Origin of the sequence: Flavobacterium piscis (genome assembly GCF_031457575.1) — a bacterium.
In the GTDB taxonomy this organism is placed as follows: domain Bacteria; phylum Bacteroidota; class Bacteroidia; order Flavobacteriales; family Flavobacteriaceae; genus Flavobacterium; species Flavobacterium piscis_A.
In genome coordinates this window covers 393,679-417,914 of the sequence record NZ_JAVDWQ010000001.1, presented here as the reverse complement: position 1 = coordinate 417,914, position 24,236 = coordinate 393,679, and the positions used below count along the sequence as shown (strand labels likewise).

At 31.5% G+C, this 24,236-nt stretch carries 19 protein-coding genes and 1 tRNA gene; 10 read left to right on the top strand and 10 right to left on the bottom strand.

Annotated features, from left to right (window positions below):
* Positions 1-98: 98 nt before the first annotated feature.
* The 4 genes from J2W48_RS01750 to J2W48_RS01735 form a co-directional block, all read right to left on the bottom strand.
* Positions 99-2,054 (bottom strand): DUF7849 domain-containing protein, encoded by a 1,956-nt coding sequence (locus tag J2W48_RS01750; RefSeq protein ID WP_310277145.1) that lies wholly within the window; start codon positions 2,052-2,054, stop codon positions 99-101.
* A gap of 342 nt (positions 2,055-2,396) precedes the next feature.
* A complete protein-coding gene (locus tag J2W48_RS01745) occupies positions 2,397-3,380 on the bottom strand; it encodes a hypothetical protein (protein WP_310277142.1) in 984 nt (327 codons plus the stop codon).
* Positions 3,381-3,570: 190 nt separating this feature from the next.
* Complete coding sequence (locus J2W48_RS01740; protein WP_310277140.1) at positions 3,571-4,155, bottom strand: hypothetical protein; 585 nt, start codon at positions 4,153-4,155, stop codon at positions 3,571-3,573.
* A 69-nt stretch (positions 4,156-4,224) separates the two neighbouring features.
* The gene (locus tag J2W48_RS01735) at positions 4,225-4,524 is read right to left on the bottom strand and encodes a hypothetical protein (RefSeq protein ID WP_310277137.1); all 300 of its coding nucleotides are present in this window, start codon (positions 4,522-4,524) and stop codon (positions 4,225-4,227) included.
* Positions 4,525-4,651: 127 nt separating this feature from the next.
* On the opposite strand from J2W48_RS01735, the gene J2W48_RS01730 reads away from it, so the two are divergent.
* From J2W48_RS01730 to J2W48_RS01700, 7 genes are all read left to right on the top strand, one after another.
* The gene (locus J2W48_RS01730) at positions 4,652-5,233 is read left to right on the top strand and encodes an RNA polymerase sigma factor (protein WP_310277135.1); all 582 of its coding nucleotides are present in this window, start codon (positions 4,652-4,654) and stop codon (positions 5,231-5,233) included.
* A 6-nt stretch (positions 5,234-5,239) separates the two neighbouring features.
* Entirely contained in the window at positions 5,240-5,968 is a 729-nt protein-coding gene (locus J2W48_RS01725) for a tetratricopeptide repeat protein (protein WP_310277133.1), read from the top strand.
* Between the two features lie 144 nt (positions 5,969-6,112).
* The gene (locus tag J2W48_RS01720; protein ID WP_310277130.1) at positions 6,113-7,771 is read left to right on the top strand and encodes a S41 family peptidase; all 1,659 of its coding nucleotides are present in this window, start codon (positions 6,113-6,115) and stop codon (positions 7,769-7,771) included.
* A 291-nt stretch (positions 7,772-8,062) separates the two neighbouring features.
* The gene (locus tag J2W48_RS01715) at positions 8,063-8,842 is read left to right on the top strand and encodes a TatD family hydrolase (RefSeq protein WP_310277127.1); all 780 of its coding nucleotides are present in this window, start codon (positions 8,063-8,065) and stop codon (positions 8,840-8,842) included.
* A 61-nt stretch (positions 8,843-8,903) separates the two neighbouring features.
* Positions 8,904-10,040, top strand: coding sequence for a 1-acyl-sn-glycerol-3-phosphate acyltransferase (locus tag J2W48_RS01710; RefSeq protein WP_310277125.1), 1,137 nt, complete (start codon positions 8,904-8,906; stop codon positions 10,038-10,040).
* Positions 10,030-11,061, top strand: a complete 1,032-nt coding sequence (locus J2W48_RS01705) for an asparaginase (RefSeq protein ID WP_310277122.1) — start codon at positions 10,030-10,032, stop codon at positions 11,059-11,061. The genes J2W48_RS01710 and J2W48_RS01705 overlap by 11 nt, the downstream gene beginning before the upstream one ends.
* Positions 11,062-11,158: 97 nt before the next feature.
* Positions 11,159-11,243 (top strand) — tRNA-Ser (locus J2W48_RS01700).
* A 120-nt stretch (positions 11,244-11,363) separates the two neighbouring features.
* Here J2W48_RS01700 and J2W48_RS01695 read toward each other — a convergent pair.
* From J2W48_RS01695 to J2W48_RS01685, 3 genes are read right to left on the bottom strand one after another with little or no spacing between them, the layout of a single operon-like run.
* Positions 11,364-11,747 carry a hypothetical protein gene (locus J2W48_RS01695; RefSeq protein ID WP_310277119.1) on the bottom strand — a complete coding sequence of 128 codons (384 nt, stop codon included), beginning with the start codon at positions 11,745-11,747 and terminating at the stop codon, positions 11,364-11,366.
* A 32-nt stretch (positions 11,748-11,779) separates the two neighbouring features.
* Complete coding sequence (locus tag J2W48_RS01690) at positions 11,780-12,676, bottom strand: hypothetical protein (protein WP_310277116.1); 897 nt, start codon at positions 12,674-12,676, stop codon at positions 11,780-11,782.
* Between the two features lie 35 nt (positions 12,677-12,711).
* On the bottom strand, positions 12,712-14,250 hold the full coding sequence (locus J2W48_RS01685) for a hypothetical protein (protein WP_310277113.1): 1,539 nt from the start codon (positions 14,248-14,250) through the stop codon (positions 12,712-12,714).
* Positions 14,251-14,353: 103 nt separating this feature from the next.
* Here J2W48_RS01685 and J2W48_RS01680 point away from each other — a divergent pair, with 103 nt between their 5' ends.
* Positions 14,354-14,566 (top strand): helix-turn-helix domain-containing protein, encoded by a 213-nt coding sequence (locus J2W48_RS01680; protein ID WP_310277110.1) that lies wholly within the window; start codon positions 14,354-14,356, stop codon positions 14,564-14,566.
* A gap of 99 nt (positions 14,567-14,665) precedes the next feature.
* Here J2W48_RS01680 and J2W48_RS01675 read toward each other — a convergent pair whose 3' ends face one another.
* The 3 genes from J2W48_RS01675 to J2W48_RS01665 all read right to left on the bottom strand — a co-directional run bounded on the left by J2W48_RS01675 (position 14,666) and on the right by J2W48_RS01665 (position 16,949).
* The gene (locus tag J2W48_RS01675; protein ID WP_310277107.1) at positions 14,666-15,853 is read right to left on the bottom strand and encodes a hypothetical protein; all 1,188 of its coding nucleotides are present in this window, start codon (positions 15,851-15,853) and stop codon (positions 14,666-14,668) included.
* A gap of 132 nt (positions 15,854-15,985) precedes the next feature.
* Positions 15,986-16,426, bottom strand: coding sequence for a JAB domain-containing protein (locus J2W48_RS01670; RefSeq protein WP_310277104.1), 441 nt, complete (start codon positions 16,424-16,426; stop codon positions 15,986-15,988).
* 76 nt (positions 16,427-16,502) lie between these two features.
* The gene (locus J2W48_RS01665; RefSeq protein ID WP_310277101.1) at positions 16,503-16,949 is read right to left on the bottom strand and encodes a hypothetical protein; all 447 of its coding nucleotides are present in this window, start codon (positions 16,947-16,949) and stop codon (positions 16,503-16,505) included.
* A 435-nt stretch (positions 16,950-17,384) separates the two neighbouring features.
* Here J2W48_RS01665 and J2W48_RS01660 point away from each other — a divergent pair, with 435 nt between their 5' ends.
* Positions 17,385-20,510 carry an SIR2 family protein gene (locus tag J2W48_RS01660; RefSeq protein ID WP_310277097.1) on the top strand — a complete coding sequence of 1,042 codons (3,126 nt, stop codon included), beginning with the start codon at positions 17,385-17,387 and terminating at the stop codon, positions 20,508-20,510.
* 452 nt (positions 20,511-20,962) lie between these two features.
* Positions 20,963-24,235 carry an Eco57I restriction-modification methylase domain-containing protein gene (locus J2W48_RS01655; RefSeq protein WP_310277092.1) on the top strand — a complete coding sequence of 1,091 codons (3,273 nt, stop codon included), beginning with the start codon at positions 20,963-20,965 and terminating at the stop codon, positions 24,233-24,235.
* Position 24,236: the final 1 nt, after the last annotated feature.

Here is a 24,236-nt window from a genome sequence, read left to right as displayed (position 1 = left end):
TTTCACAGAGATTCACTAAGTTTTCGCAAAGACACACAAAGAATTAAAAATAACTTTGCGAATCTCTGTGCTGCCTCTGTGAATCTCTGTGCCATAAACTAAAACTTCCAGATTCCATAAAGCTGGATATAATTAAAATTGTGCTCAAAATTCATAACATAGCGAGCTCCCAAACTGGGGCCTATTCTCGCAAAACCAGCTGTTAAATCAAATAAAAGCCCTGCTTTAAAATCTGCAAAAGAGTTTCGAACTGTATTATTTGTTGTTTTTGTGTCGATTAAGAAATTTTCTTTTTCGCCTTCAAAAGTTTCTGTTTTTATATCCTGAGTCTGCTCTGATAAAACATTGATGTTGGCCTGAATTCCGGCTCCGATTCCAATATAATTGTTAATATTATACCGAATCAAAAGCGGAACTTCCCAATTTACATTTTTGTTCTCAGTTGCTGTCGTTGTACGTGTCAATTGCCTCGTTCCGTTTGCATTGGTGTTTATTTCATCGACAACAGTAACATTGCTGTCATATTTATTCAAAGCATTTACCCATTCTGCCTGCCAGTAAAAACGATAGGACTTGAAAGGTGAAATAGTAGCGCCGACAAAATAACTGGTCGAATTATCTAAATCCGGATAAATGTTATAGCCCGCTTTGGCACCAATCGAAATTCCAGGTAAAAATCGGGTAGTGGCGTAATTGGTAATTATGGGTTCGTTTTTATCAAAGATAATAGCAGTTCTGCTTTTGGTTTTTACTTTATGGAAGTCTTCGCTGAATTTCATCGAATAGCGTACAAAACCTTTTGTGCTGTCTTTTTCCTGTACATTTTTTTGTTCAGTACCCGGCAGATATATATTCTTAAAGGTAAAAATAATCTGTTTTTGTTTGATAATGGTATCCAGACAGCTGACAGTTGGTTCTTCGTCTTTTGGACAAATTGGACATTCAGGATACATGCCTTCAATCTGGAATGTTTTTTTGTCAAACATATCGGGGATATCCGTTTCTAAACGAATTTTTCTCGCAGGGCCTTCACCGTTGTTTTGAAAACGGGTTTTGAATTTCACCCTTTTAAACCGAACCAGTCTGTAATTAATAAGGCTTCCGTTAGACCCCATTTTGTTTGGGTCGTGAGAGGTTACGATTTCCATTTCGAGGTTTTTTATTTTATGGTTTTTAAAACTTCGGTTCGGAACAAAAATACCTCGCATTGTAACAGTTGCGCTGGTATCTTTGATCATTTCAGGTGTTGTTTTGAAGGTGTAAAAAACATTTCGCGTTTCTGTTGGATTGGCGTCGTCAAATTCAAGGATAGAAACATTATGGTAGGTTTTGTTAGCGTCAAGCAAGCTTGCTTCCAGATCTTCTTCGGTAGTCGTGTTCTTGTATTTTCTGGTTTTAAAAGTGTTTTCAGAGGAAGCTACATACGATTTTGAATCATCCAAATCATTTACAGAAGCAATTGTATTTTCTTTTACTTCGCGCTCACCTGCATATGTTCTAAAATCGACCAGTTCGAAATTATTGTTTTTGAACTGTTTTTCGTTGTAAAAAAGATACAATTTTCCGTTGGTAACATAATTTTCCAGATTTTGATAACTCACCACAACTACCATCTCCTGTTCCGGAATGGGGTCACAGTTTTTTTGAATTGCGAATCCGTTTTGGTCTGCAATAGAGGCAATATCCTGATATGGATCATCTGCGATTTCGTTTATGGCTACTTTTTTTGGTCGGGTAGCAGGTGGTTTTCCGTTGTCATAATTGTTGGTAACGGCTAATCGGGTGGTATAATTGCCTTTGTTTTTGTAAACGTGTTTTGGTTCTGCCTGTTTACTGTAATGACCGTCTCCCATTTCCCATAAGTAGGAATAGCTTGGTTTTGGGGCACCGGCAATCGGAATTAGAGGCGGGGTTTCAGGTTTAAAAATTACCGTATTTCCTTTTTGGTTATAACTGATATTGGCTCTTCGGGTTATGGTGTCTTTTACTTTTGTTTGCGAGAAGGAGACAATTGAAAACAGAGCAAATAAAACAGATAGTAGTGGTGGTTTCATAACTAGAGAGGTTTTTTAGCCCTGATGGGAGCGGCATCCTTTTTCTGGCTTCTTTAGCCGGAAAAAGATACAGCAGACAGCAGGATTAGCTTATAATACCATTTAAACTTAGAATTTACTGCAATAAAACAACCTTTTTTCCTTTCTTCTTCAAAATAAAAAGAAACCGTAGCCAACTATGCTGTATTTTTCTTTTTTGAAGAAAGAAAAAAATTAAATCTTCTTTACTGTGAATTTTAAGTTTAAATGGTATAAAAATTATCAGAAATAATTTAAAACAGATTAAATGTAAAAAAAAGCGATGAGCAAATCATCACTTTTTCTTAAAATTTATTTTGTAAGTTACTGAATAGCATTGATTGCGGCTACCAGTTGAGCTTCAGTGCCGACTGTTGTTTCGGCAAGTGTAAAGGTGTAGACTGCGTTGGCTGTTATAGTTACTCCTTTTATTGCGTAACGCCAATTGCCGTTATCTTCTGTGGCGAAAATGATGTGACAGGCCAGACCAATTGGAATTTGTCCGTAATGCTCACTAAATAATCCTTCAGTCGTATAAGTGTCTAATTTTGCAAGTGCGTTTTGTCCTTCGCCATCATAAGACAGGTAAATGGCACAGTTATTATTATCGTAACCTTCAGGAGCATCAACCAAAATTGTGGTTCTGGGTCTTGGATCACTGTAAAATTTATCAACATTTGTCCATCCGAAGTTTCCAAAAGTTACATAATAATTGTTTGCTTCACCCTGAACGCCGCCTTTTCCACCTGCTCCGTCTCCATCACCTTTGGCTTCTCTCCAAACTAAGTTATCATCCTCGTCAATGTTTCCAATCCATAAAGTCATTTCATTGTCTAAACCTCCGGTTAAATTAGTAGGAACCACTAAATTTATCGTACATGTAGTGGCTAATTCCTGTCCGCCCTGTGTTGCTTTGATGAAAAATTCACCTCCGGAAATTAATAAATTTTTCTTTCCGTCAGGCATTAAACCCATGGTTGGTTTGTTGGTAACCAACATATCGCCTTTGTCAAAAAGTTCTACATATTCAACATCAATAGCTCCTGTTACGGCATTTCCTGCTTTAGTAAGACAGTTTCCGTTGATGTTGATTTTTACTCCTTTTGCAGATGTTAACGTAATCATTCCATCTCCTGCTGTTGCTGTAAAATGTTGTGTTTTTCCAGCTAAGGCATTGTCTCTTATCGCTGTAAACTCTGATGCCGATGGCGGCATAATTTTGTTGTCTCCGTCATTGTCATCATCACAACTTGCAAATGTAGCTAATGCTAAAAATAATAATCCGATTTTTTTAAAATTTGTATTCATGATTTCTAAATTTTTATAAATCTGAGCTGATTGTTATCAGTTGGTTTTCAGATTCCGGTTGTTAATTTTAATTTTTATATTCTTATATCAATTCGGGTTTGATATTGTTACCCTTATTTTTAAAATTTTATTTTTTAATCTTTTTTATATTCTTATATCAATTGTTTGAATGATTTGTTACCCATCAATTTTAATTTACTTTAAAACCCAAGGCAATATAAGGTTGAGCGAAATCTGGAACAGGTCCTCCGGCACCATGAAAGTCCGAACTTAAAAAGACTACATTTCCCTGAGTAACAGGATAAGGTACATTTGTGTAGTCTGATTTTCGAAGTATACGCCCAATAGTTTGGTTTAGCAAGGTATAGCCGGGAAGGATGGTTCTTTTTACATTAATAATATCTCCCGTGCTTACTATAACGGGTGTAATGGATTGATAATCCAGTACAGTTTGCGAAAAAGTATGCACTCCTGTATAACTTGTATTTGTGGTTATGTTGGTTACTGTCATCGTATAACCTCCTGTGTAGGTGCCCGGATTTTGGTAACCAATACTGCAAATTTCCCCATCAGCATTAATTTGAAGTGTGTATTCATGTGTCTCCAAATCCATTGTTGTAAGGTCGTCATATCCATTTGCTGTTGAATATGCATTTGTAATTAATGTAGAAACATACGTAGTGTCACATACATTATTGGCAGGGTCGTTATCATTGTCGCAACTACATATTGAAGCTGCCGCAAAACAAAATATAAAAGTTTTAATAGTTTTCATGATTTCCTGGTTTTAAAGATTATAGTAACAGATGTAGAATGTGGAGAAATTGTTTCCCTGTTTTTTTATTTATCTGGACAGACATTTTTCTTCAAAAACATTTCCGTCTTCATCTACCGCCATCAGGATATCTTTTTTATGATGCGAAGTAATAAACTGATAGAACCAGATGATTGACCAAAGGCCGAGTGTTGCAAAAACCATGGCAAGATGAAAGGAAGGATCTATTTGTTTTTTCTTTCGGGATAAAACTACGTAAGGCAATTTGTCATTTTGCTCTATAATTACAAATCCGTTACGAATTTTGGCAGAAAGTGTTTTTTGAAATTTGGCAAAATCTTTTTCGGTGGTAAATTGATAACTTTCCATTTTATTGTAATTTTAAATTCTTAAAAAGATTATTGTTTCCTTATATCAATTTGGTTTTATAATTGTTACCCTTTCTGACGGAATTTATTATAGATTCTTTTTTTTACATTCGTATATAATTTTTAATATGGCAAATAGTACAATTCACCCCGACCAAATATATATCGAAGGACTTGCGAATAATGATTCTGCAGTTATTCAGACTATTTATAAAAAGTTTGTTCCCAGGATAGTTTTTTTTATAATGAATAATTCCGGCGATAAGGAACAGGCACAGGACGTAATTCAGGAAGTTATGATGTTGCTTTTTAATCAGGCTAAAGCGAATACTCTGAAGCTCACTTGCCCGTTTGATGCTTACTTTTTTTTGTTGTGCAAAAGAAAATGGCTCAATGAATTGAAAAAAACATCCAATAAAGGGGTAACAATTAATGAAGATGCAGCATCTATAAATGAATCTGCTCACGAATTGGCTGAACAAGCCCAAATATTTGATGAAAAACAGCAGCTTTTTGATGCCATGTTTAAAAAATTAGGTGATAAATGCCAAGAGTTGTTAAAGTTGAGTTTTGTAATTAAATCGATGGAAGAAGTAGCCGAAAAACTAAATGTTACGTATGGCTATGTCCGTAAAAAGAAATCGTTGTGCATTGGGCAATTAACACAGTGGATTCAGGAATCGAAAAACTTTAAATCGCTAAAAAACTAACTAGTCATGAACGAGGAAAAATACATACAATTTGATCAATATCTTCAGAACGAAATGACAGTTGAGGAACGTACTGTTTTTGAAAGCCAGTTATTGAATGATGAAATATTAGCTTCAGAATTCAGAACTTTCAAAGAAATACATTTTCAATTAGAGAATAAATTTGGGATAGAAAAAGAGCGTGAAGCATTCAGGGAAAACCTGATACGTATTTCAAATGCCCATTTCAATAAAAAAGAAAACACGAAGGTAATTTCACTCAAACCATGGTACTATGCTGCAGCGGCTTCGATAGCATTATTATTTGGATTGTTCTTTTTTAATCAAAATTCAAATCCGGATTTTGCAGATTACAATCAGCCCGAACAAGTTTATTTTATGGAAAGAGGGAATATTGAAGAAGAATTAAAGAAAGCTGAAATTGCTTTTAACAGCAAAAATTACAAAACGGCAATTCCGCTTTTTGAAACCATTTTGAAAGAAAATAAAACACCAGAAATTCAATATTTTTATGGAATCGCTTTATTGGAAGAAAATCAGTTTGTAAAAGCTGAAACCGTATTTAGTGAACTAAAATCAGGAACTTCTGTTTATAAAAATAAAGCAATCTGGAATCTTGCCTTATCCAAGTTAAAGCAAAAAGAGTACAGAGCCTGTAAAGAAATTTTATTGACAATTCCTTCGGATTTTGAGAACTATGATAAGGTTAAGAAACTATTAAAAGAGTTAGATTAAAGTGCTTTTAGTATATAGAATTATAAAATTACCAAAAAGGGACAATTTAACAATTGTCTCTTTTTTTTTATAAAAAAATAATCTGGATTTAATTTTAATATTTATATTCGAATTGTCTAACCTTCCAATCGAAAATTATCTTGCATGAAAAAAATTACCCTGTTACTACTTCTTGTACTTTCGCAAACTGTATTAGGAAATACCAAAATTACCGAAACTGAAAAACTAACCGTCACCTGTAAAGTATGGGGATTTCTAAAATATTATCATCCCAAAGTAGCTAATGGCGAATTTAATTGGGATCAGCAGCTTATTGATGTTTTACCAAAAATTGAAAAAGCGCAAACCAAAGAAGAGTTTTCTTTGATCTTAGAAAATTGGATTGATGAACTTGGGCCGGTAAAAGAAATTGCGCCAATTGTAATTCCAAAAGATGTTGAACTCTTTGATGAGAATTTCGATTTAAGTTGGTTTAATAATACAAAACTGTTTTCGAAAAAGCTTTCGAAGAAATTGAAATTTATAGAAGGCAACAGATTTCTGAGCAATGAAGAATTTGGGATGGATTTTGATGCTTTTAAAAAATTGAAAAATTACTTCAATCTTGATTATACTAATAAAAGTTCAAGAATAGTAATGTTGTTTGCTTATTGGAATGCCATTGAGTATTATTTTCCATACAAATATATAATGGATCAAAAATGGGATTTGAGTTTAGAAGAAATATTACCGCTTGTTCTTGATGCTAAAAGTGAAAGGGATTTTTACAAAGTCATGCGAAAATTGTCAACAAAACTCAACGACAGTCATGTTGAATTTGCAATATATCCTTCTCTCGCTGAAGCTGAAGCAAATGTATTTACTTATTTTCCTGCTACCGGTAAAATAATTGATGATAAATTAATTGTTACAGAGATTTTGGCCGATAGTCTCGCTGAAGCAGATAATATTAAACTGGGAGATGTCATTACTAAAATAAAAGACAAAACAATAAAAGAATTAATATCAGAAAATCGAGGCGTAATCAGTGCTTCAAATGAGGCTGCCTATTTAGATAAGGCTGTAAAACGAATTTTGATAAGTGATTGTGAAAATGTTCCTGTAGAATTTCTAAAAGACGGGAAGTACGACGTAAAATCAATGTTTTGGCACGATTATCATGATTCACACAGAAATGAGTTTAAAAAGGGAGCTATTAAAAAAAAGGAAAAATTTAAACTTTTAGAGAATAATGTTGGTTATGTCGACATGGGTGTAATAAAAGAAAAACACATTCCGGATATGGTTGAAGCTTTAAAATCAACAAAAGCAATTGTTTTTGATTTGAGAAATTATCCAAATCAAACTTTTGAGGCAATCTCAAATTTTTTAAATCCGAATGCAAAAGAATTTTGTACTTACACGATGCCTTATCTAAATTATCCAGGTAGATATTTTTGGACGACAGAAGGAAGAAAAGCTGGATTTGAAAACAAAGATCATTATAAAGGAAAAGTGATAGTATTGCTAAATGAAAAGTCAATGAGTCAGGCAGAATGGACGGCAATGTGTTTTCAAACAGCAGGCAACACCACAATTATTGGTAGTCAGACAGCAGGAACAGATGGAAATGCAATAGACATCGATTTTAAAGGATTCCACACAAGATATACAGGAATAGGAGTTTATTATCCTGATAGAAAAGAAACCCAAAGAATAGGCATTGTTCCCGATATTGAAGTGAAGCCAACCATAAAAGGTATTCAGGAGGGGAAAGACGAGGTTTTAGATCGTGCTTTGGTGTTTATTGAAACAGGCAAATAGCAGTGCTTAATATTATTACGGCAAAGTTTTCCGATAACGTTCCGTAGGAACAAAAGATATTGTAGGGATGGATTTTAATCCATTCTACACATGCATAATCGCCAATCTTTGTCGAGCTTCTTGCGGGGATCCTTCCTTCGTCAGGATGACAAAATTGCGCGAAACTTTTGTTAAAAATCCGTTTTTATCAGCGTTTTCACGAAAGTGAATCCGTTAAATCTGCGTACCATTATACGCAATTGGTATTCTTTTAATATTGTCGTAATTTTGACAACTTTAAAAAATAAACAATTGAATTCAACATACATTATCACCGATACGCACACGCATTTATATTCTGAAGAATTTGATCAGGATCGTGATGAAATGATACAAAGAGCCATAAATGCAGGAGTAAAACGTTTTTTTATTCCAGCAATTGATGCCGCCGCGACACAATCTATGTACGATTTGGAGCAAAATTATCCTGACAATGTATTTCTAATGATGGGGCTGCATCCCACTTACGTGAAAGAGAATTATCTGGACGAGCTGCAGCATGTAGAAACCGAACTGTCAAAACGAAAGTTTTATGCTATTGGAGAAATTGGGATCGACCTATACTGGGATAAGACACATCTGGAAGAGCAGCAAATTGCTTTTAGAAGACAAATTCAATTAGCAAAACAATATAAACTCCCAATCGTAATTCACTGCCGGGAAGCTTTTGATGAAATTTTTGAAATCCTGGAAGAAGAAAAATCAGCTGATTTATTTGGGATTTTTCACTGTTTTACCGGATCTTATGAACAGGCGCTTCAGGCAATATCATATAATATGAAGCTCGGAATTGGAGGTGTAGTGACTTTTAAAAACGGGAAAATCGACCAATTTTTAAGTCAAATCGATTTGAAAAACATTGTTCTGGAGACAGATTCGCCTTATCTGGCACCAATTCCATACAGGGGAAAACGAAATGAGAGCAGTTATTTAGTAAATGTAATTGCAAAACTGGCTGAAATTTACGACCTTTCAGAAGCTGAAATTGGTGAAGTAACAACACAAAATTCAAAAACAGTTTTTGGGATTTAACTCTCGAATAACCATATTTTGATTTTTTTTTTGTTCTTTTGCCCACCTAAATTGATATTTAATGCAGAAATTTGACGCTATTCGACCATTTTATGATTCCGAAGTAAATGAAGCACTTCATGGTGTTGTCAATCATCCGATGATGAAAACCATGATGAATTTTACTTTTCCGGAATTAGAAGATCATGTTTGGAAAGAACAATTGAAGAAAACACACTCTATTCGTGATTTTCAATGCAATTTTATCTATCAGACAATTCAAAAAGTACTCGAAAAAAGTTCGGAAGGTCTTACCACTTCAGGTTTTGAAAAATTAAACAAAAACACTTCCTATTTATTTATTTCCAATCACAGGGATATTCTTTTGGATACGACTTTGCTAAATGTTTGCTTGTTCGAACATAGCTTGGTCATGACAGCATCTGCAATTGGAGATAATTTAGTTAAAAAAGCATTCCTGAGCACACTGGCAAAACTCAACCGAAACTTTTTGGTTTTAAGAGGCCTTACGCCAAGAGAAATGCTGCAAAGTTCTAAATTACTGGCTGAATATATGGGGCAATTACTGCTTCGGGAAAACCGTTCGGTTTGGATTGCACAAAGAGAAGGCCGCACAAAAGACGGAAATGACGAAACTAATCCGGGCGTTTTAAAAATGATTGGAATGGGTTCTGACGAAGCCAATTTGATGGATTATTTCAAAAAAATAAAAATAGTTCCAGTTTCTATTTCATATGAATATGATCCTACGGATGTTTTGAAAATGCCACAATTAATGGCGGAAGCAAATAATGAAGTCTATGTGAAGGATAAAAACGAAGATTTCATGACCATTTTGAGTGGAATCATGGGAACTAAAAAAAGAATACACATTTCGGTAGGAGACGTTTTAGATACTGAAATTGACCAGATTGTGGCTGAAAACGATAATTCAAACAAGCAGATTCAGGCTTTGGCACAAGCAATTGATGATTCTATTTTGCAGAATTACCAGTTATGGCCAACTAATTTTATTGCCTATGACATCCTAAATGAAACTACTCAATATGCTCATTTATATAAAGAAAATGAGAAATTACTTTTTGAGCGTCGTTTAGAAATGCGAATCGGAACCGATAATGGTGTTGCCAGACAAGGGTTTTTGGCCATGTATGCAAACCCTGTAGTAAGTAAATTAAGATACCAAAATGTCATCTAAAGCTAAAATACTCTTAATTTATACTGGTGGAACCATCGGAATGAGTAAAGATTTTGAAACAGGAGCACTCAAGGCTTTTGATTTTGGCAAATTGCTGAAAAATATCCCGGAAATAAAACAATTGGATTGTGAAATCGAAACGGTTTCTTTTGAGAATCCGATAGATTCTTCGAACATGAATCCTGAAAAGTGGGCTAAAATAGCCGCTATTATCGAGGATAATTATAGTTTTTTTGACGGATTTGTTGTACTTCACGGTTCAGATACGATGTCATATTCTGCCTCGGCATTGAGTTTTATGCTGGAGAATTTAACCAAACCGGTTGTGTTTACAGGTTCTCAATTGCCCATTGGTGATTTGCGTACTGATGCCAAAGAAAACCTGATAACAGCAATTCAGATTGCCTCCCTTCAGGAAAATGGAAAGCCGGTCATCAACGAAGTTTGCCTGTATTTCGAATATAAACTATACCGCGGAAACCGGACTTCAAAGGTAAATGCAGAACACTTTAAGGCTTTTACAGCACCCAATTATCCGGAACTGGTAGAATCAGGTGTACATCTAAAATTAAACAGGCATTTATTCCTTCCTGTCAAAACAGATGCAAAATTGATTGTTCATAAAAAACTGGATCATAACGTAGCCATTATTAAAATGTTTCCGGGGATGAGTGAAACGGTTTTAGGATCTATATTGGGAATCAAAGATTTAAAAGGAATTGTTTTGGAAACCTACGGTGCCGGAAATGCACCAACAGAAGATTGGTTTTTAAATTTAATTAAAAAAGCAATTGATTCGGGATTACATATTGTGAATGTAACACAATGCTCAGGCGGGAGTGTTAATATGGGGCAGTATGAAACCAGTACTGTTTTAAAATCTTTAGGCGTTATTTCAGGAAAAGATATTACCACCGAAGCGGCAATAACAAAATTGATGTATTTGCTGGGACACAATATCCCGCAAACAGAATTTAAAACTATTTTTGAAACGGCACTTAGGGGTGAAATTTCACTCTAATTAAGGTTTATTTCTATAAAATAACAGATTATGAGAAAGGATTCTTTAAAATAGTTTTTCTAACTCATTTTTTTTCATGTTATTTGCAAACCAAAATAGAGAGGTGGCCGAGTGGCTGAAGGCGCACGCTTGGAAAGCGTGTATATGGCAACATATCGAGGGTTCGAATCCCTTCCTCTCTGCAAATAAAAACCGTAATCAGCTTATAAATAAGTGATTACGGTTTTCTTGTTTTGTAATTTGTACGATTTCTGTATTGCTGGTTAAAGTATATTTATTATAAAATATTACAAAGGAATTTGTTAGTCCACAATTTTTGTAAAAATCATATTTTTACCATTAACAGGAACAGTCAATTTATTACCACTTACAGTTATACTATAATTTGTATTAGTTTTAAAAAGTCCTGTTGTTGTATTCTGAGCTGATTTGGGAAATGACATTAATCCACTTGACTTCGAGTAACTATATGCCCCAATTAAATTGCCGCCTTCTTGACTAATATGGCATTGGTTAGTTTCTTTTGAAAAGTACAAGATAAATTCAGATCCCGCAAGGTCAAATATCCATTCTGTTTCACCTATTGAATCAGGTGATTTTTCATCTGAATTATCATTTGAGCAAGAGCTTGCAGTTAATGCAATTGTTGCAATCATTGCAACTAAAAATTGTTTAATTGTTTTCATTATGTTTTTGGTTTAAGGATTGAAATTATTAATTAGGAATGTTTTCTATAACTATCATAAATAGTTTTAAATTGAATGATATTATTGAATTCACTTAAGTCAATTCTTATCTTGGGTTGATTATGAATTCTCAAATAATTCATTTTCACAATATCACCTTCATCAAAAGGATGAAGTGTAGATAAATCATTTCTTAGGTTTTCATAGTTAACCAACCAATTCAATAGTTCTGAGTCATGGGTAAAATCAACCTTTTGAAAATCAATTAGGGCATCAAAAGATTTAATTTCAAAAGGAACGTGTTTTCCAACATTATTAAGGTCGTTGTATAAATCTCTAAAATTGTCTATTGACCTATAAATAAATGGTAAAAAATAAGTGTTGTTTTTTAACTCTTCTCTTAACCAGTAATAATCATCTATCCATTTAAGAAGCTTCTCTTTTGTTAGTACATCAGTATTTGACTTAATAATTTCATCAAACGCTATTGTACATTTTTGAAAAATCTCTTGTCTTTCTGGTTGGGGATTGAAGCGCACCTTTTCATCTTCCTTAATGTCAACTCTAAATTCCTTGCTTGGCTTTACACTTTTATCGTGTATTTTGAAATTACTACATTGATAAATATCCTTGAAGTCATTTTCTGACTCATCAAAAATTAAATCAAGTGATATATTTGAAATATTCCCAACAAATGACATTCCTGCACAACCTTTGTTTTTACAGGTCTTAGACTTACAGATACCAGCAAAAGGAGATAATTGGATGTCTTTCGATTTTTTAAATTTCTCAAAAGTTTCATTTAATTTTTCAAGGAAAGTTTCCTTTGTAGCATCTTGATATGTTTTAGTGTCATCTAATAGAATTTCTAACATTGAGATATTCATCTCTGAAAAGGCTTTTATAATTAGCGGTATTTTATTTACCATTAAATGATTTTATTTTTATTAAAAATTTCAGAAAATTAGTTTTTTGTTTCGATAGCATCATGATACTCTATTATTCTCTCAACAATAAGTCTTTCATTGTTTGACACTCCATATCCAACTTCTTTAATTAAATTTCTCTTTTCATCATACGTTTTTATTGAATCATAATGAATTTCTTTTTTTTCTACTTTGTCAAATTTTTCACTATTTAAAAAAACATTATTTGAGTCGTATCGCTTAATTTCAGTTTCAAACCCATCTTCATCAAAGTATTGAATTGTTTTAGTGAAGTTTGATTTTGGAACTATACATTTCCTGATATTTCCTTTTAAATCACGTAGTATATTTCCGGAATTAATAGACTTCATTTCTTCAGCATGATTTATGAAAAAGGAATAGTTTTGAAGCCACTGAGTATAGGTTATTTCTCTAATATTTTTGTTTTTGTCATATAAATACGTTTCCATTTTAGCAGTTATTTTATCGCCGGAGTAGTTATTATAACATTCATAATATTTTATTTTATTACCATCATTATCATAATTCACGAGTGTTTCACTTATGTATTCTTCATTAAAATAACGTTCTACTTCCTCTACTAATTTGGAATTGGAATTGTATTTATAATTTTGAATTGAATGACTATAATAAGAATTTTGATTTTTTTCTATCAAATTAGAATTTGAATCATAACTATAAGTAATGCTATAAGACACCTCTTCATTCCTAATTTCCTCAGTTTTAATTTTCTGACCTTTATGATTATATTGATTTATTATTTGGTTGATCACATCTAAATTTTCATCAAAAACAATCTCTTCAAGCAGTTCATCCTTGCCGGAATACTTATAAATTTCTTTACGTTTAAGATTTGAAACTTTATCAAATTCACTTAATTCGATTAGGTTTCCTGATCCACTGTAAGAATAAGAAGTTGTACTCTTAAGTGATTTTTCTTTTGTATATGATAGTACTCTTTTAAATAATCCAAGATCATCATTCTCATAAACATAATGTGAATGTTGTCCAAAATTCCCCGCGAAATACTCTTCAGTACATTCTCCATTGCTGTCATAATATTTTTTTGATTCATAAATCAAATCTCCTTTTAGGACAGAAAACTTTTTAATAAAACTATTATAGTGACATTCTGAAACGGACTTTATTCTATTTTTAGCCCTCATTTCCTTATCATAGTCTGCAATAGTGAATTGAGGCATCTCACTAGCGTGATGTGGGTCTTTTCTACCTCTTAAAATATAGTAATTGAGGTTAAATAAGCCTGCATTAATTATTTGTTGCTTTTTCTTAAAATAGGTGTGCACAAAAAATAAAAATATAGGAACCAATGTCAGTAATATAGGAATCATAATTGTTTTTCCGTATCCCCATATAATGAAACAAAAAGATATAATTAAATAAGTTATAAAATAGTCTTCGCCCTTTTCTTTATAATTGTTTCCATATTTCTTTTTTTTAAATCTTATAACTATAAACAGTAAAGGAGATGATAACAAAATCATGAAGAAAGCTACGCCAATTAGTTGTATAATGAAGACAAGTACATTAGTCATATGTAAAAAATTTAAAAATTGAACAAACGGCAAGTTATCCTATACGATAACCAACTAAGCCAAAAATAGGGCAAATTTTGTTATCATATAAGATAATCTAAATTTGGAAGATTTATTACAAAAAAAAGTTGGCAAACGAATTCAGCAAATCCGGATTGAGAAGAATTTATCTCAACAAGATTTAGCTGCTAAATGCAACTTTGAAAAAAGTAATATGTCAAGATTGGAAGCTGGCGGGGCAAATGCAAGACTTTCTACATTAGAGATTGTGGCAAAAGCATTAGGTATTGAAGTTATTGAACTCTTTAGGTTCTGAATTCCATTAAATAAAAACTGTATCATTTTAGCATTGATTAACTTCAAGCAAATGTAAAAGCATATTAAGTTAACCTATAAGTGTTGCAAATTTGCAAACCTAATCTTCAAACTCATTTGGATCAAATATTCCTGAAGAATCAACATCTGTAAATGGTCTCGTAACACCAGCAGACAAAGAATTGTCATAGTGTAAATCTTGAAAATGCGATTCTTTGAGAATTGAGATATACTTAAAATCAGTACCAAAGACACTTCCAGCCACTATATAGTTTTTAGCAAACTCATAATCCATCTGTTTACAAAAGGCAGATTTAATCCTTGAAATATGAGTATATATTGCTTTGCTTTCCGGTTCTATTAAATCATCTATACTTTGCTGAATTTTATTATAATCTAACTGATAAGAAATGTTAGAGTATAAATTCAGCAACGCTTTTCTGTAAATATGAAGTTCCTTTATATTAATACCGTGAGGATTATTATAAAACAAAACATAAACAGCTTTGGTTAAATGGCTTAATTGAATTTCAAGATTATTAAACTTAGGCAAAAGTATTCTGTAATCTTCATCAACTATTAGGTTGCTTTTAGTTAAACTATTTGCTTCGCTATTCAGTATTTGTTTTAGTATTGGTAAAACATAGAGTAACTGACCACTTTGTTTTAAAGCTGTTAATTTACTTTGTATTTCCTTAATATTCTGTTTTGCTTCATCATCAAGGTCTTCATAAGGGTTGAATGGATTGCAAGGGAAATCATCATACTCTTCTTTACTCTTCTCTTCTATGAATTGAAATAAACCATTGAAAAATTCTTCGGAATTGCCTTTAATAGTGGTTTCATCAAATTCAACAATATAAGCGGAATTATTATCGAAAAACAAAAAACCTCTTTTTATGTTTCCACTATAACCCAGATAATCAATAATTATTTCACTTGCTGGTAAAACACAATCATTTGAGAATTTGAATTGTTGTCTCTCAATTTCAGAAATAAATGGAGTATAATATTTAATGACGTTCTCTAAATCTAAAGAATCTTCAGTATTTAATTTATAAACAAAGCTTAAACCTATTTCTTTAAATCTTTGAATTAAATTATCAGAATGAAGTTGTATGTAATCGTCAATAATATGGTTATTTTCTGAGTTAAAGAAGACAACCATATTTTGACTAATATTAAAAATAGAAAATTGACTATCTAACTTGAAATAATCAAATTGTTCAACATTTAAACTAAAAGAATTACTACTACTATTAATCATCATAAAAGCCTTAAGCTTCAAAAATACTATATTCTCAAAGATTTAAACATTAACAAAATAAGAAATGGCTATTAATTATATTGGTTGAATCTTTTACATTTTCTGAAGAGTCGTAATAAGCGTAAATTAAGACTATCATACTCTCTTATCTTTTTAATTGACATTGTTTTCCGCAAAGCTAAAGTATCCCAAATGAGAGATAATAATGTGGTCAAAAAAGTGGATATCAAGTAGCTTACAGGATTCTTTTATCCTTCTTGTAATCTCTTTATCAGCTTCACTTGGAACCAACTTACCACTTGGATGATTATGACAAATTATGATACTCGAAGCATTAGCTTTTAAAGCAACTCCGAATAACAATCTTAAATCTACAATTGTCGAAGATAAACCACCTTTGGACATATTATATAATCCAAGAACTTCATTAGCTCTATTTAATAATAATACCTTGAATTCCTCTTGCAATTCTAAAATTTCACTATTCCAAGAAGACTGTAAGACTTCAAAAGCTGTTAGTGACGATGTTATCTTTTGTTTTACTCTGCTATTTGTCGAGTAGGAAACATTTATTTCCGCTATTATATTTTCCATAATGTAAAAAAAATAATAAGTGTTTAAAGCTATAGTAATTCACATAGAATGACGTAAACTTTAAACACTTGTTTGGTTAATGTATTAATTCGCCATTTTTAGAGAAGGTATTCTCTTCATCATAGCCGTTTTTCATAACATCTCTGAATGAGGTTTTACTCATTTCAACTTTTGAAGCTACTGCGTTTTCTTCCTCCACATATTCAAATCTGTGGGATAAAGTAATTACTTCGCCAGTTTCTCTTATTGTGTATTCATAAGGGTCGCTTGCCACTTTCTCTACTCGACCTTCTAATTCTGTGCCAATTAATGCATTGCAAGTGGCTTCGTCGAATGTAGAAGATATTGTCGCCTTGTTGGCTGTCACATAGAATTTGCCTGTTGTTTTGCTTTTTTCCATTGATACACCACCTTGAATTTCTAATACAAAGAATTCTTTTCCTTCCTCTGTTTCTCTTTTTTTGTAACCAATAATTCTTACCATTTTTCTTTTGTTTTTTTGAGTTAAACATTTTTTTGACAAAGACTTTTACCACTTTTAGAAACACAGCTATCAACTTGTGTTTATCATATTCTGCCGGTAAAATTTGTTCCGTATCAACTATGGGTGGGGGTTTCGAATTGGTTTTTTAAGGTGGCGATGCAGAATACAGAGGATTACGCTCTCAAAAACAAGCAATGAAAAATTAAGAATGTCATTATATGTCGAATAAAAAAAATAATTTTTTTTTCCGTAATACTAGATGCTTTTAATTCTGTGCTTATCTTTTTCGCTAGTTTACAATTCGAACCATCATTATTATTTTTGAGCTTGAAAAAGTGGCGAAATGAGTTTTAACAAGGATTAGGTTCTTGAACTTGAAGAGTCATTCATTTTTTTTATAAAAAATATTATAAAAATTATCTTATATTGTCTCTCAAATCCAAAAAGCAAACTATCCCTAAAAACCAAAAAAGAATGATAAACCATCTAAAATTTGATGAATTTCTAAGATCAGTATCTATTAGTAAGGACAACACATATTCTATGCTTGTAGGTGCTGGTTGTTCAATCACTTCAGATATTCAATCTGCTTATGATTGTATTTGGGAGTGGAAAAAAATTATTTATAAAAGCAACAATCCAAATACACAAGATTGGATTGAAAACTATAGAAATCCAAAGACACAGGATGTAATCCAAAAATGGTTAGATAATCAGGGTAATAATCCAGAAAAGGATAACATAGAAGAATATTCATATTATGCTAGGAAATGTTTTCCCATTGATGAAAATAGGCGTCAATATTTTCAAAAAATATGTGCTAATAAAAAACCTTCTATTGGATATAGAGCAATCCCTTTACTGGTAAAACAAGGTATGTTAGATTCTGTTTGGACTACCAATTTTGATGATTTACTAAATGTAGCTTGTATTGGGGGAAGTGTACAAGGAATTGATATTTCTTTACAAACTGTAAATAGAATCAACCAAAGAAATCAATCAAAAAACGAATTACTTATAATTAAACTTCATGGAGATTTCAAATATGGAGACCTAAAAAACACATCCGAAGAATTGCAAAGTCAGGATGAAACTTTAAGAAATAAATTACTAGAATATTTGACAGATAAAAATCTTATTGTCATTGGATATAGTGGTAGAGATAATTCTTTAATGCAGTCTTTAAAAGAAGCCTACTCAAAACCTGGTGCCGGAATTTTATTTTGGTGTGGTTATGGCAATAATCCTTCTGAACAAGTTAAAGAACTTTTATCATTTGTAAAAAATAAAGGCAGAAATGCTTTCTATGTTTCTACAGAGGGATTTGATAATACAATGTTGAATCTAACCAAGCACGTTATTGAAGATGATGATAATCTAAAAGAAGAATTTAGAGATTTAAAAAAGAGCATCGTCAATAAGAATCCAACGACTCCATTTACACTTAACCCAGAAAGAATAAACAAACTATTAAAAAGCAACCTATTTCCTATCACATTTCCAAAAGAAATATTTGTTTTCAACGCCACTTTTGACAAAAACCCATGGGAGTTAATAAAAGAAAGGACGTTAAATGACTATGAAACATCAGCAATTCCTTTTGAAAAGGATATTTGGGCTTTTGGTACTGCTAATGGCGTATATGAAAAGTTCGCAGATATAATTAAAGGAGATATACAGAGAAAACCTCTTACGGATATTAGATTATATAATCACAATATAAAATTTTTACTGCTTTCATCCTTATGTAAGCTGTTTTCAAAAACATACAATTTAAAAACCGATTTCAAAAGCAAAATCTGGGATGACTCAAGTTATAAAACAGTTCATAATCAAAAAATATATAATGCAATAAAGATTGATCTTGTAAAAATTCAAGAACAATCTTACTTATCTCTAAATCCTGATTTTCAATTGACAGACGACAATGTTTCCAATGATATTAAACAGCAAGTTGGAATGGAATTCTTTCACAGAATTTACAATGACAAGTTTAATGATTACATTAATATTTGGAGAAAAAAATTATTCGAAACTACATCTTACGAACTCCCCCTGAACTCGGGTACTGGATTTGTATTCAAAATTTCTAAAAACCCTATTTTCACTAATATTAATGACTTAAATAACAATTATACTAATGAACACAATGTCCCTATAAATTTGATAAAATTAAAGGGTATTCAATTTAAGGAAACTAACTTGTTATTTTCTAGTCAAAATGGCGATAAAGTTGTAAAAGAGACTCATCCAATGAGAGGACTTGTCAATCATAGTCCTTTTGATAAAGGTTTAAGCAGTCTAAAAAATACAACTATTAATTTGAGTATTGTTTGTCCAAAACAAGACTCAGAGAATTTTTATACATTTTTAAATAAACAGAATCAAGAAATTAAAAATGTAAATCTTAAAGATCAATATGTTATTGATTACAAAGGATTTCATAATACTTATGGACTTAGTCTTAATATACCAACTACATCATCATCCAACTGGGAGATGACAAATGAACCAATCAGTAGAGATTCTAAAGAAATAATTCATGAAATAAAAAATAATATATGCGACAAAATCAACAGGTTATGTTCTATAGGAGGTCAAAAAACCATAGTGATTTTTATTCCCAAAAGATGGGACAATTTTGTTCACTACAATGATGATGTTGAATCATTTGACTTACATGATTACATTAAAGCTTTTTGTACAGAAAAGAAGGTAACCTCTCAACTTATCAGAGAAAAAACAATGCTTGATAAAAATTTAGAGTGCCAAATAAATTGGTGGCTTTCTCTGTCCTATTTCGTTAAGTCATTTAGAACTCCTTGGGTAATTGATAATACTGACAACAAAACTGCTTTTGCCGGTATAGGTTATAGTGTAGAAAGTAAAAAAGAAGACAAAGGGCATATTATATTAGGCTGTAGCCACATTTATAGTTCAAATGGAGAAGGCTTAAAGTATAAATTATCAAAAGTTAACGACAAAATAGAATGGATTAAAAAGAAACCACACTTAAGCTATGATGATGCTTATGAGTTCGGAAAAAATGTAATTAATTTATTTTATGAATCAATGAATGAAGTGCCAAAAAGAGTTGTAATTCATAAAAGAACTTTTTATACAGAAGACGAAAAACAAGGCATTTTAGATAGTTTACACGATAATAAAAAAATTGAAAATGTCGATTTAATTGAAATTAATTTTGAAGATAATATTAGATATGTTTCAAGTAAAATATACAATCGTGAAACGAAAATAGATGGCTATTCTGTCTCAAGAGGGACATGTATTCTTTTAAATGAAAAAGAAGCATTACTTTATGCACACGGAGTAATTCCATCTGTAAAAAATTCTAGCTACAATTTTTATCCTGGAGGAAGATACATCCCTAAACCATTAAGAATAATAAAGCATTATGGAGTAGGAAGTTTGGAACAGATCGCTAATGAAATATTAGGACTTACCAAAATGAATTGGAACTCCTTAAATATGTATTCACAAATGCCCGCAACTATTGATTCTTCTAATAAAATTGCGAAAATCGGCAAATTAATCGAAAATAGGGATAAGGTTGAATATGATTACAGGTATTTCATTTAAAAAATACCAACTCCTAATTAAAAAAATTATGTAACATTCAAATTAAAGAAGCGTTGGTAGAAATTAATATATTTGAATATAACTTAGTGTGGTATTAGTTCCACAGATCTGCCCTGATTTGGGGGCTTTGTTATTTTATCACACTTATAACAAGTTAGCATCATTATCAACAAACAGTATCGTTTAAATTGTCGATTTAATCTCTACCAAAATAGTGAATATTAATCCGCTACAAGTCAATAGCAAAATTATCACCAATTATACTACGGTAAAGTAAACAATTTTCGAATAAAGACTGAAAAGTAGAGCAGAATAATGAACAGCCAACGCACTAAACAGTACATTTGCAAACCCCAACATTCAAGCCGAAGTTTTAGTTTGCAAAAGAGCTGTTTTCTTGCAGACACACACGTCGATAATTGTATATTTGGGTTTTTATTGAAAATACGAGAATGACAAAAAAAAATAGAGATAAACTTAGACTACAACAATTTGAATTCATCATAAAAACTGATGATTATAAAGCAGAACTATCTGATTTAAGTAATGAAATTTCTAATGCGTCAAAAAAAGCGGAAAATGAAGCTAGTATTGTTACAATATTTGAGTTAGAGCTTTTTTCTTTTATAAAAGACGTATTAGGCTTAAAATATTACCCGGAAAAAGAAAAATCGATTAATACAGAAAGACATATTTCAAAAGGTCGTATTGATAGTAAAATTGGAGCACTTGTAATCGAATTTAAACATACATCCAAATTAAAATTAATTAAAGACAAGGAGAAAGCTTCAAATCAATTAAAAGATTATCTATTAGGATTAAGTACAAAACATTCAAATGATTATTGGGGTTTTATTACAGATGGAACGCAATGCAAATTTGTTAATATCGAGTCCGGTCATTTCATAGAAAGTGCATATGAGAATATTAATGGGCAACACTTAGATAAAATTATTAAAAGTATAGTATTACTTGAGAAAACCGCGTTAACACCAGAAAATTTAATAAAAGACTTTTGTGATGACAAAGATAGTTTATCCAAGAGACTTGTGCTTTGCCTTTACTCCACATTAAAAAATAAGCCAACTGGAAGATCTTTAATGCTTTTCAATGAGTGGAAAGAATTATTTCGGCTTGCTCATAATGATAAATCAAAGCAAGTAGCTATTGAAGAAAGAAGAGATTCTTTGGCAAAAGTTGTTTCAGCACGTCTTGAAAACAATGAAGAAGAATATCTTGCACTTTATGCTCTTCAAACATCATATGCAATTATAGTGAAAATAATAGCATATAAAGTAATATCTAAGATCAGGTTCAATAAAAGTCTTATAGATTTCAATGAATTATCTTCAGCGAATTTTGACGTTTTAAGATTACAAATGAACTCGCTTGAAGATGGAGCAATTTTCAGAGGACTTGGAATAGGAAATTTATTGGAAGGTGATTTTTTTGCATGGTATAGTACTAATGAACAATGGAATAACGAATTAGGTAAATTAATTCAAGAAATCTTCATAATACTTACAAATTATGAAGATAAAGCTTTATTTGAAAATGGTGAGAATGTTAGTGACCTTTTCAAAGATTTATTTATGAAAATTATTCCTGATAAAGTCAGACATAGTTTAGGTGAATTCTACACTCCTCCTTGGTTAGCTGATAATTTGATTATAGAAGCTATAAAAAAACTTGATACCACAAAAGATTGGACAGCAATTGACCCATGTGCAGGTTCTGGAACTTTTTTAACTGTTCTTATCAAAAAAGTTCTTGAAGAATCTTCTGAACTTTCGAAAAAAGAAAAATTATACGCTGTATTAAATCGTGTTAAAGGAATTGATTTAAACCCATTAGCCGTTTTAACAGCAAGGATTAATTATTTTATCAATATTTCCCCATTAATTGATGATACAGATAATTTTGAAATCCCAGTTTATTTAGGAGATTCATCATATGTTCCTGCAAATACTTTAATTGAAAGTATTGAATGTGTTAGCTATAAAATACAAACAATAAAAGGGTATATTGAAATAGATTTGCCAATTAGCGCTGTTAGCGATTCTATAGCCTTCTCTCAAACGATGACAAGCATTGAGAATGATATTCACAATCTTGATGTAGAATCAATAACAAATAAGATTCTTGCTCTAGTATCTGATAAAGAAAAAACAGCAACAATTATCTCAAAAATTAATTATTTAGCTGAGCAATTTGTAGAGCTGGAAAAAAATGACTGGAACGGAATTTGGGCTAGAATTGTTACAAATTTCTTAACAACTGCAAATTTAGGAAAGTTTGATCTCATTGTGGGTAATCCTCCGTGGATAGACTGGAGAAGTTTACCTGAAGGATATAGGGAAAGAATCAAAACAATATGTGTAGAAAGACATCTTTTCTCTGGGGATGGAATGACTGGTGGAATTAATTTAAATGTTTGCGCTCTTATCTCAAATGTTGCAGCCAAGAATTGGTTAAAAAACAATGGTATTCTTGCTTTTTTAATGCCTCAATCTTTGATTTTCCAACAAACATATGAAGGATTCAGAGATTTTTATCTTGATGATAATACTCGAATGTATTTTCAAGAATTTTTTGATTGGACTATGTCTGGGCATCCATTTAAGCCTGTGCAACATAAGTTCCTTACATACTTTTTATCACAAAAACCAACTAATTATTCTTCAGGTATTCCTTTGAAATATTATATCAAAAAGAGTAATGAAAATTTAGATAGTTACTCTAATATTAATGATTTTGAAAAAGTTAAAAATGCGTTTACTATAAAAAACATCATTGCTGGTCAACCGAATCCAAAACATACAATTTTCTCGTATGCTCAAGATCTTTTTGAACTAGAAAAATTTAGTGCAATATCTGGAATGTCCTCTTACACAGGGAGACAAGGGATTGAGTTTTATCCACAAGAATTATATTTGTTAAAGGTTGATACAGATATGCCAACTTTCACTGATAAAGTTTTTGTAAAAAACTCACAAATCAAAAAGTCAAAATATAAAATTCCAAGAGAAACTTTCATTCTTGAAAAAAAATATTTACATCCATTAATAAAAGGAGTGGATATTGAACGATTTCATCTAAAAGAGTCGAAATTAATTGTTCCATTTCCTTATGAACCTTCAAATACGCGTAGTCCAATTCCAATTAAGGAATTAAGTAAAAAATCAAAACTTCTTGCTGAATATTTTAATAAATTTAAACAAGTTATACTTCAACAAACAAATTATAATGATAAAATAATTGGAGAAAAAAATAATAATGAGTTTTATGCTCTAGCTAGAACTGGAGATTATACTTTTGCTGAAAACTATGTTGCATTTAGGGACAATACCAAATGGCAAGCTGTAGTGATCAGTTCAATCAAAACACCATGGAATGAAATCAAAACACCCAAATTTCAAAAACATGCCGTTTCTATAAGCCAAGATGAAAAAGGAAACTTCATAACTTTAGATGAAGCCCATTTTATTTGTGCGATACTTAACGCACCTATATCTAAGAAATTTATTCTAAATTCTTCTGATTCTAGGTCTTTTAAAATAAGGCCTCAATTGTTCATTCCCAAGTATGATAAATTAAATAAAACACACTTAGAATTATCAAATTTATCAAAAGAAGCTCACGAAGTTTATAAAGACAAAATAAGGATGAAAGAAATTGATTTAAAATTAGATTCATTAATTGTAAAAATAAAACCCAACTCCTAAT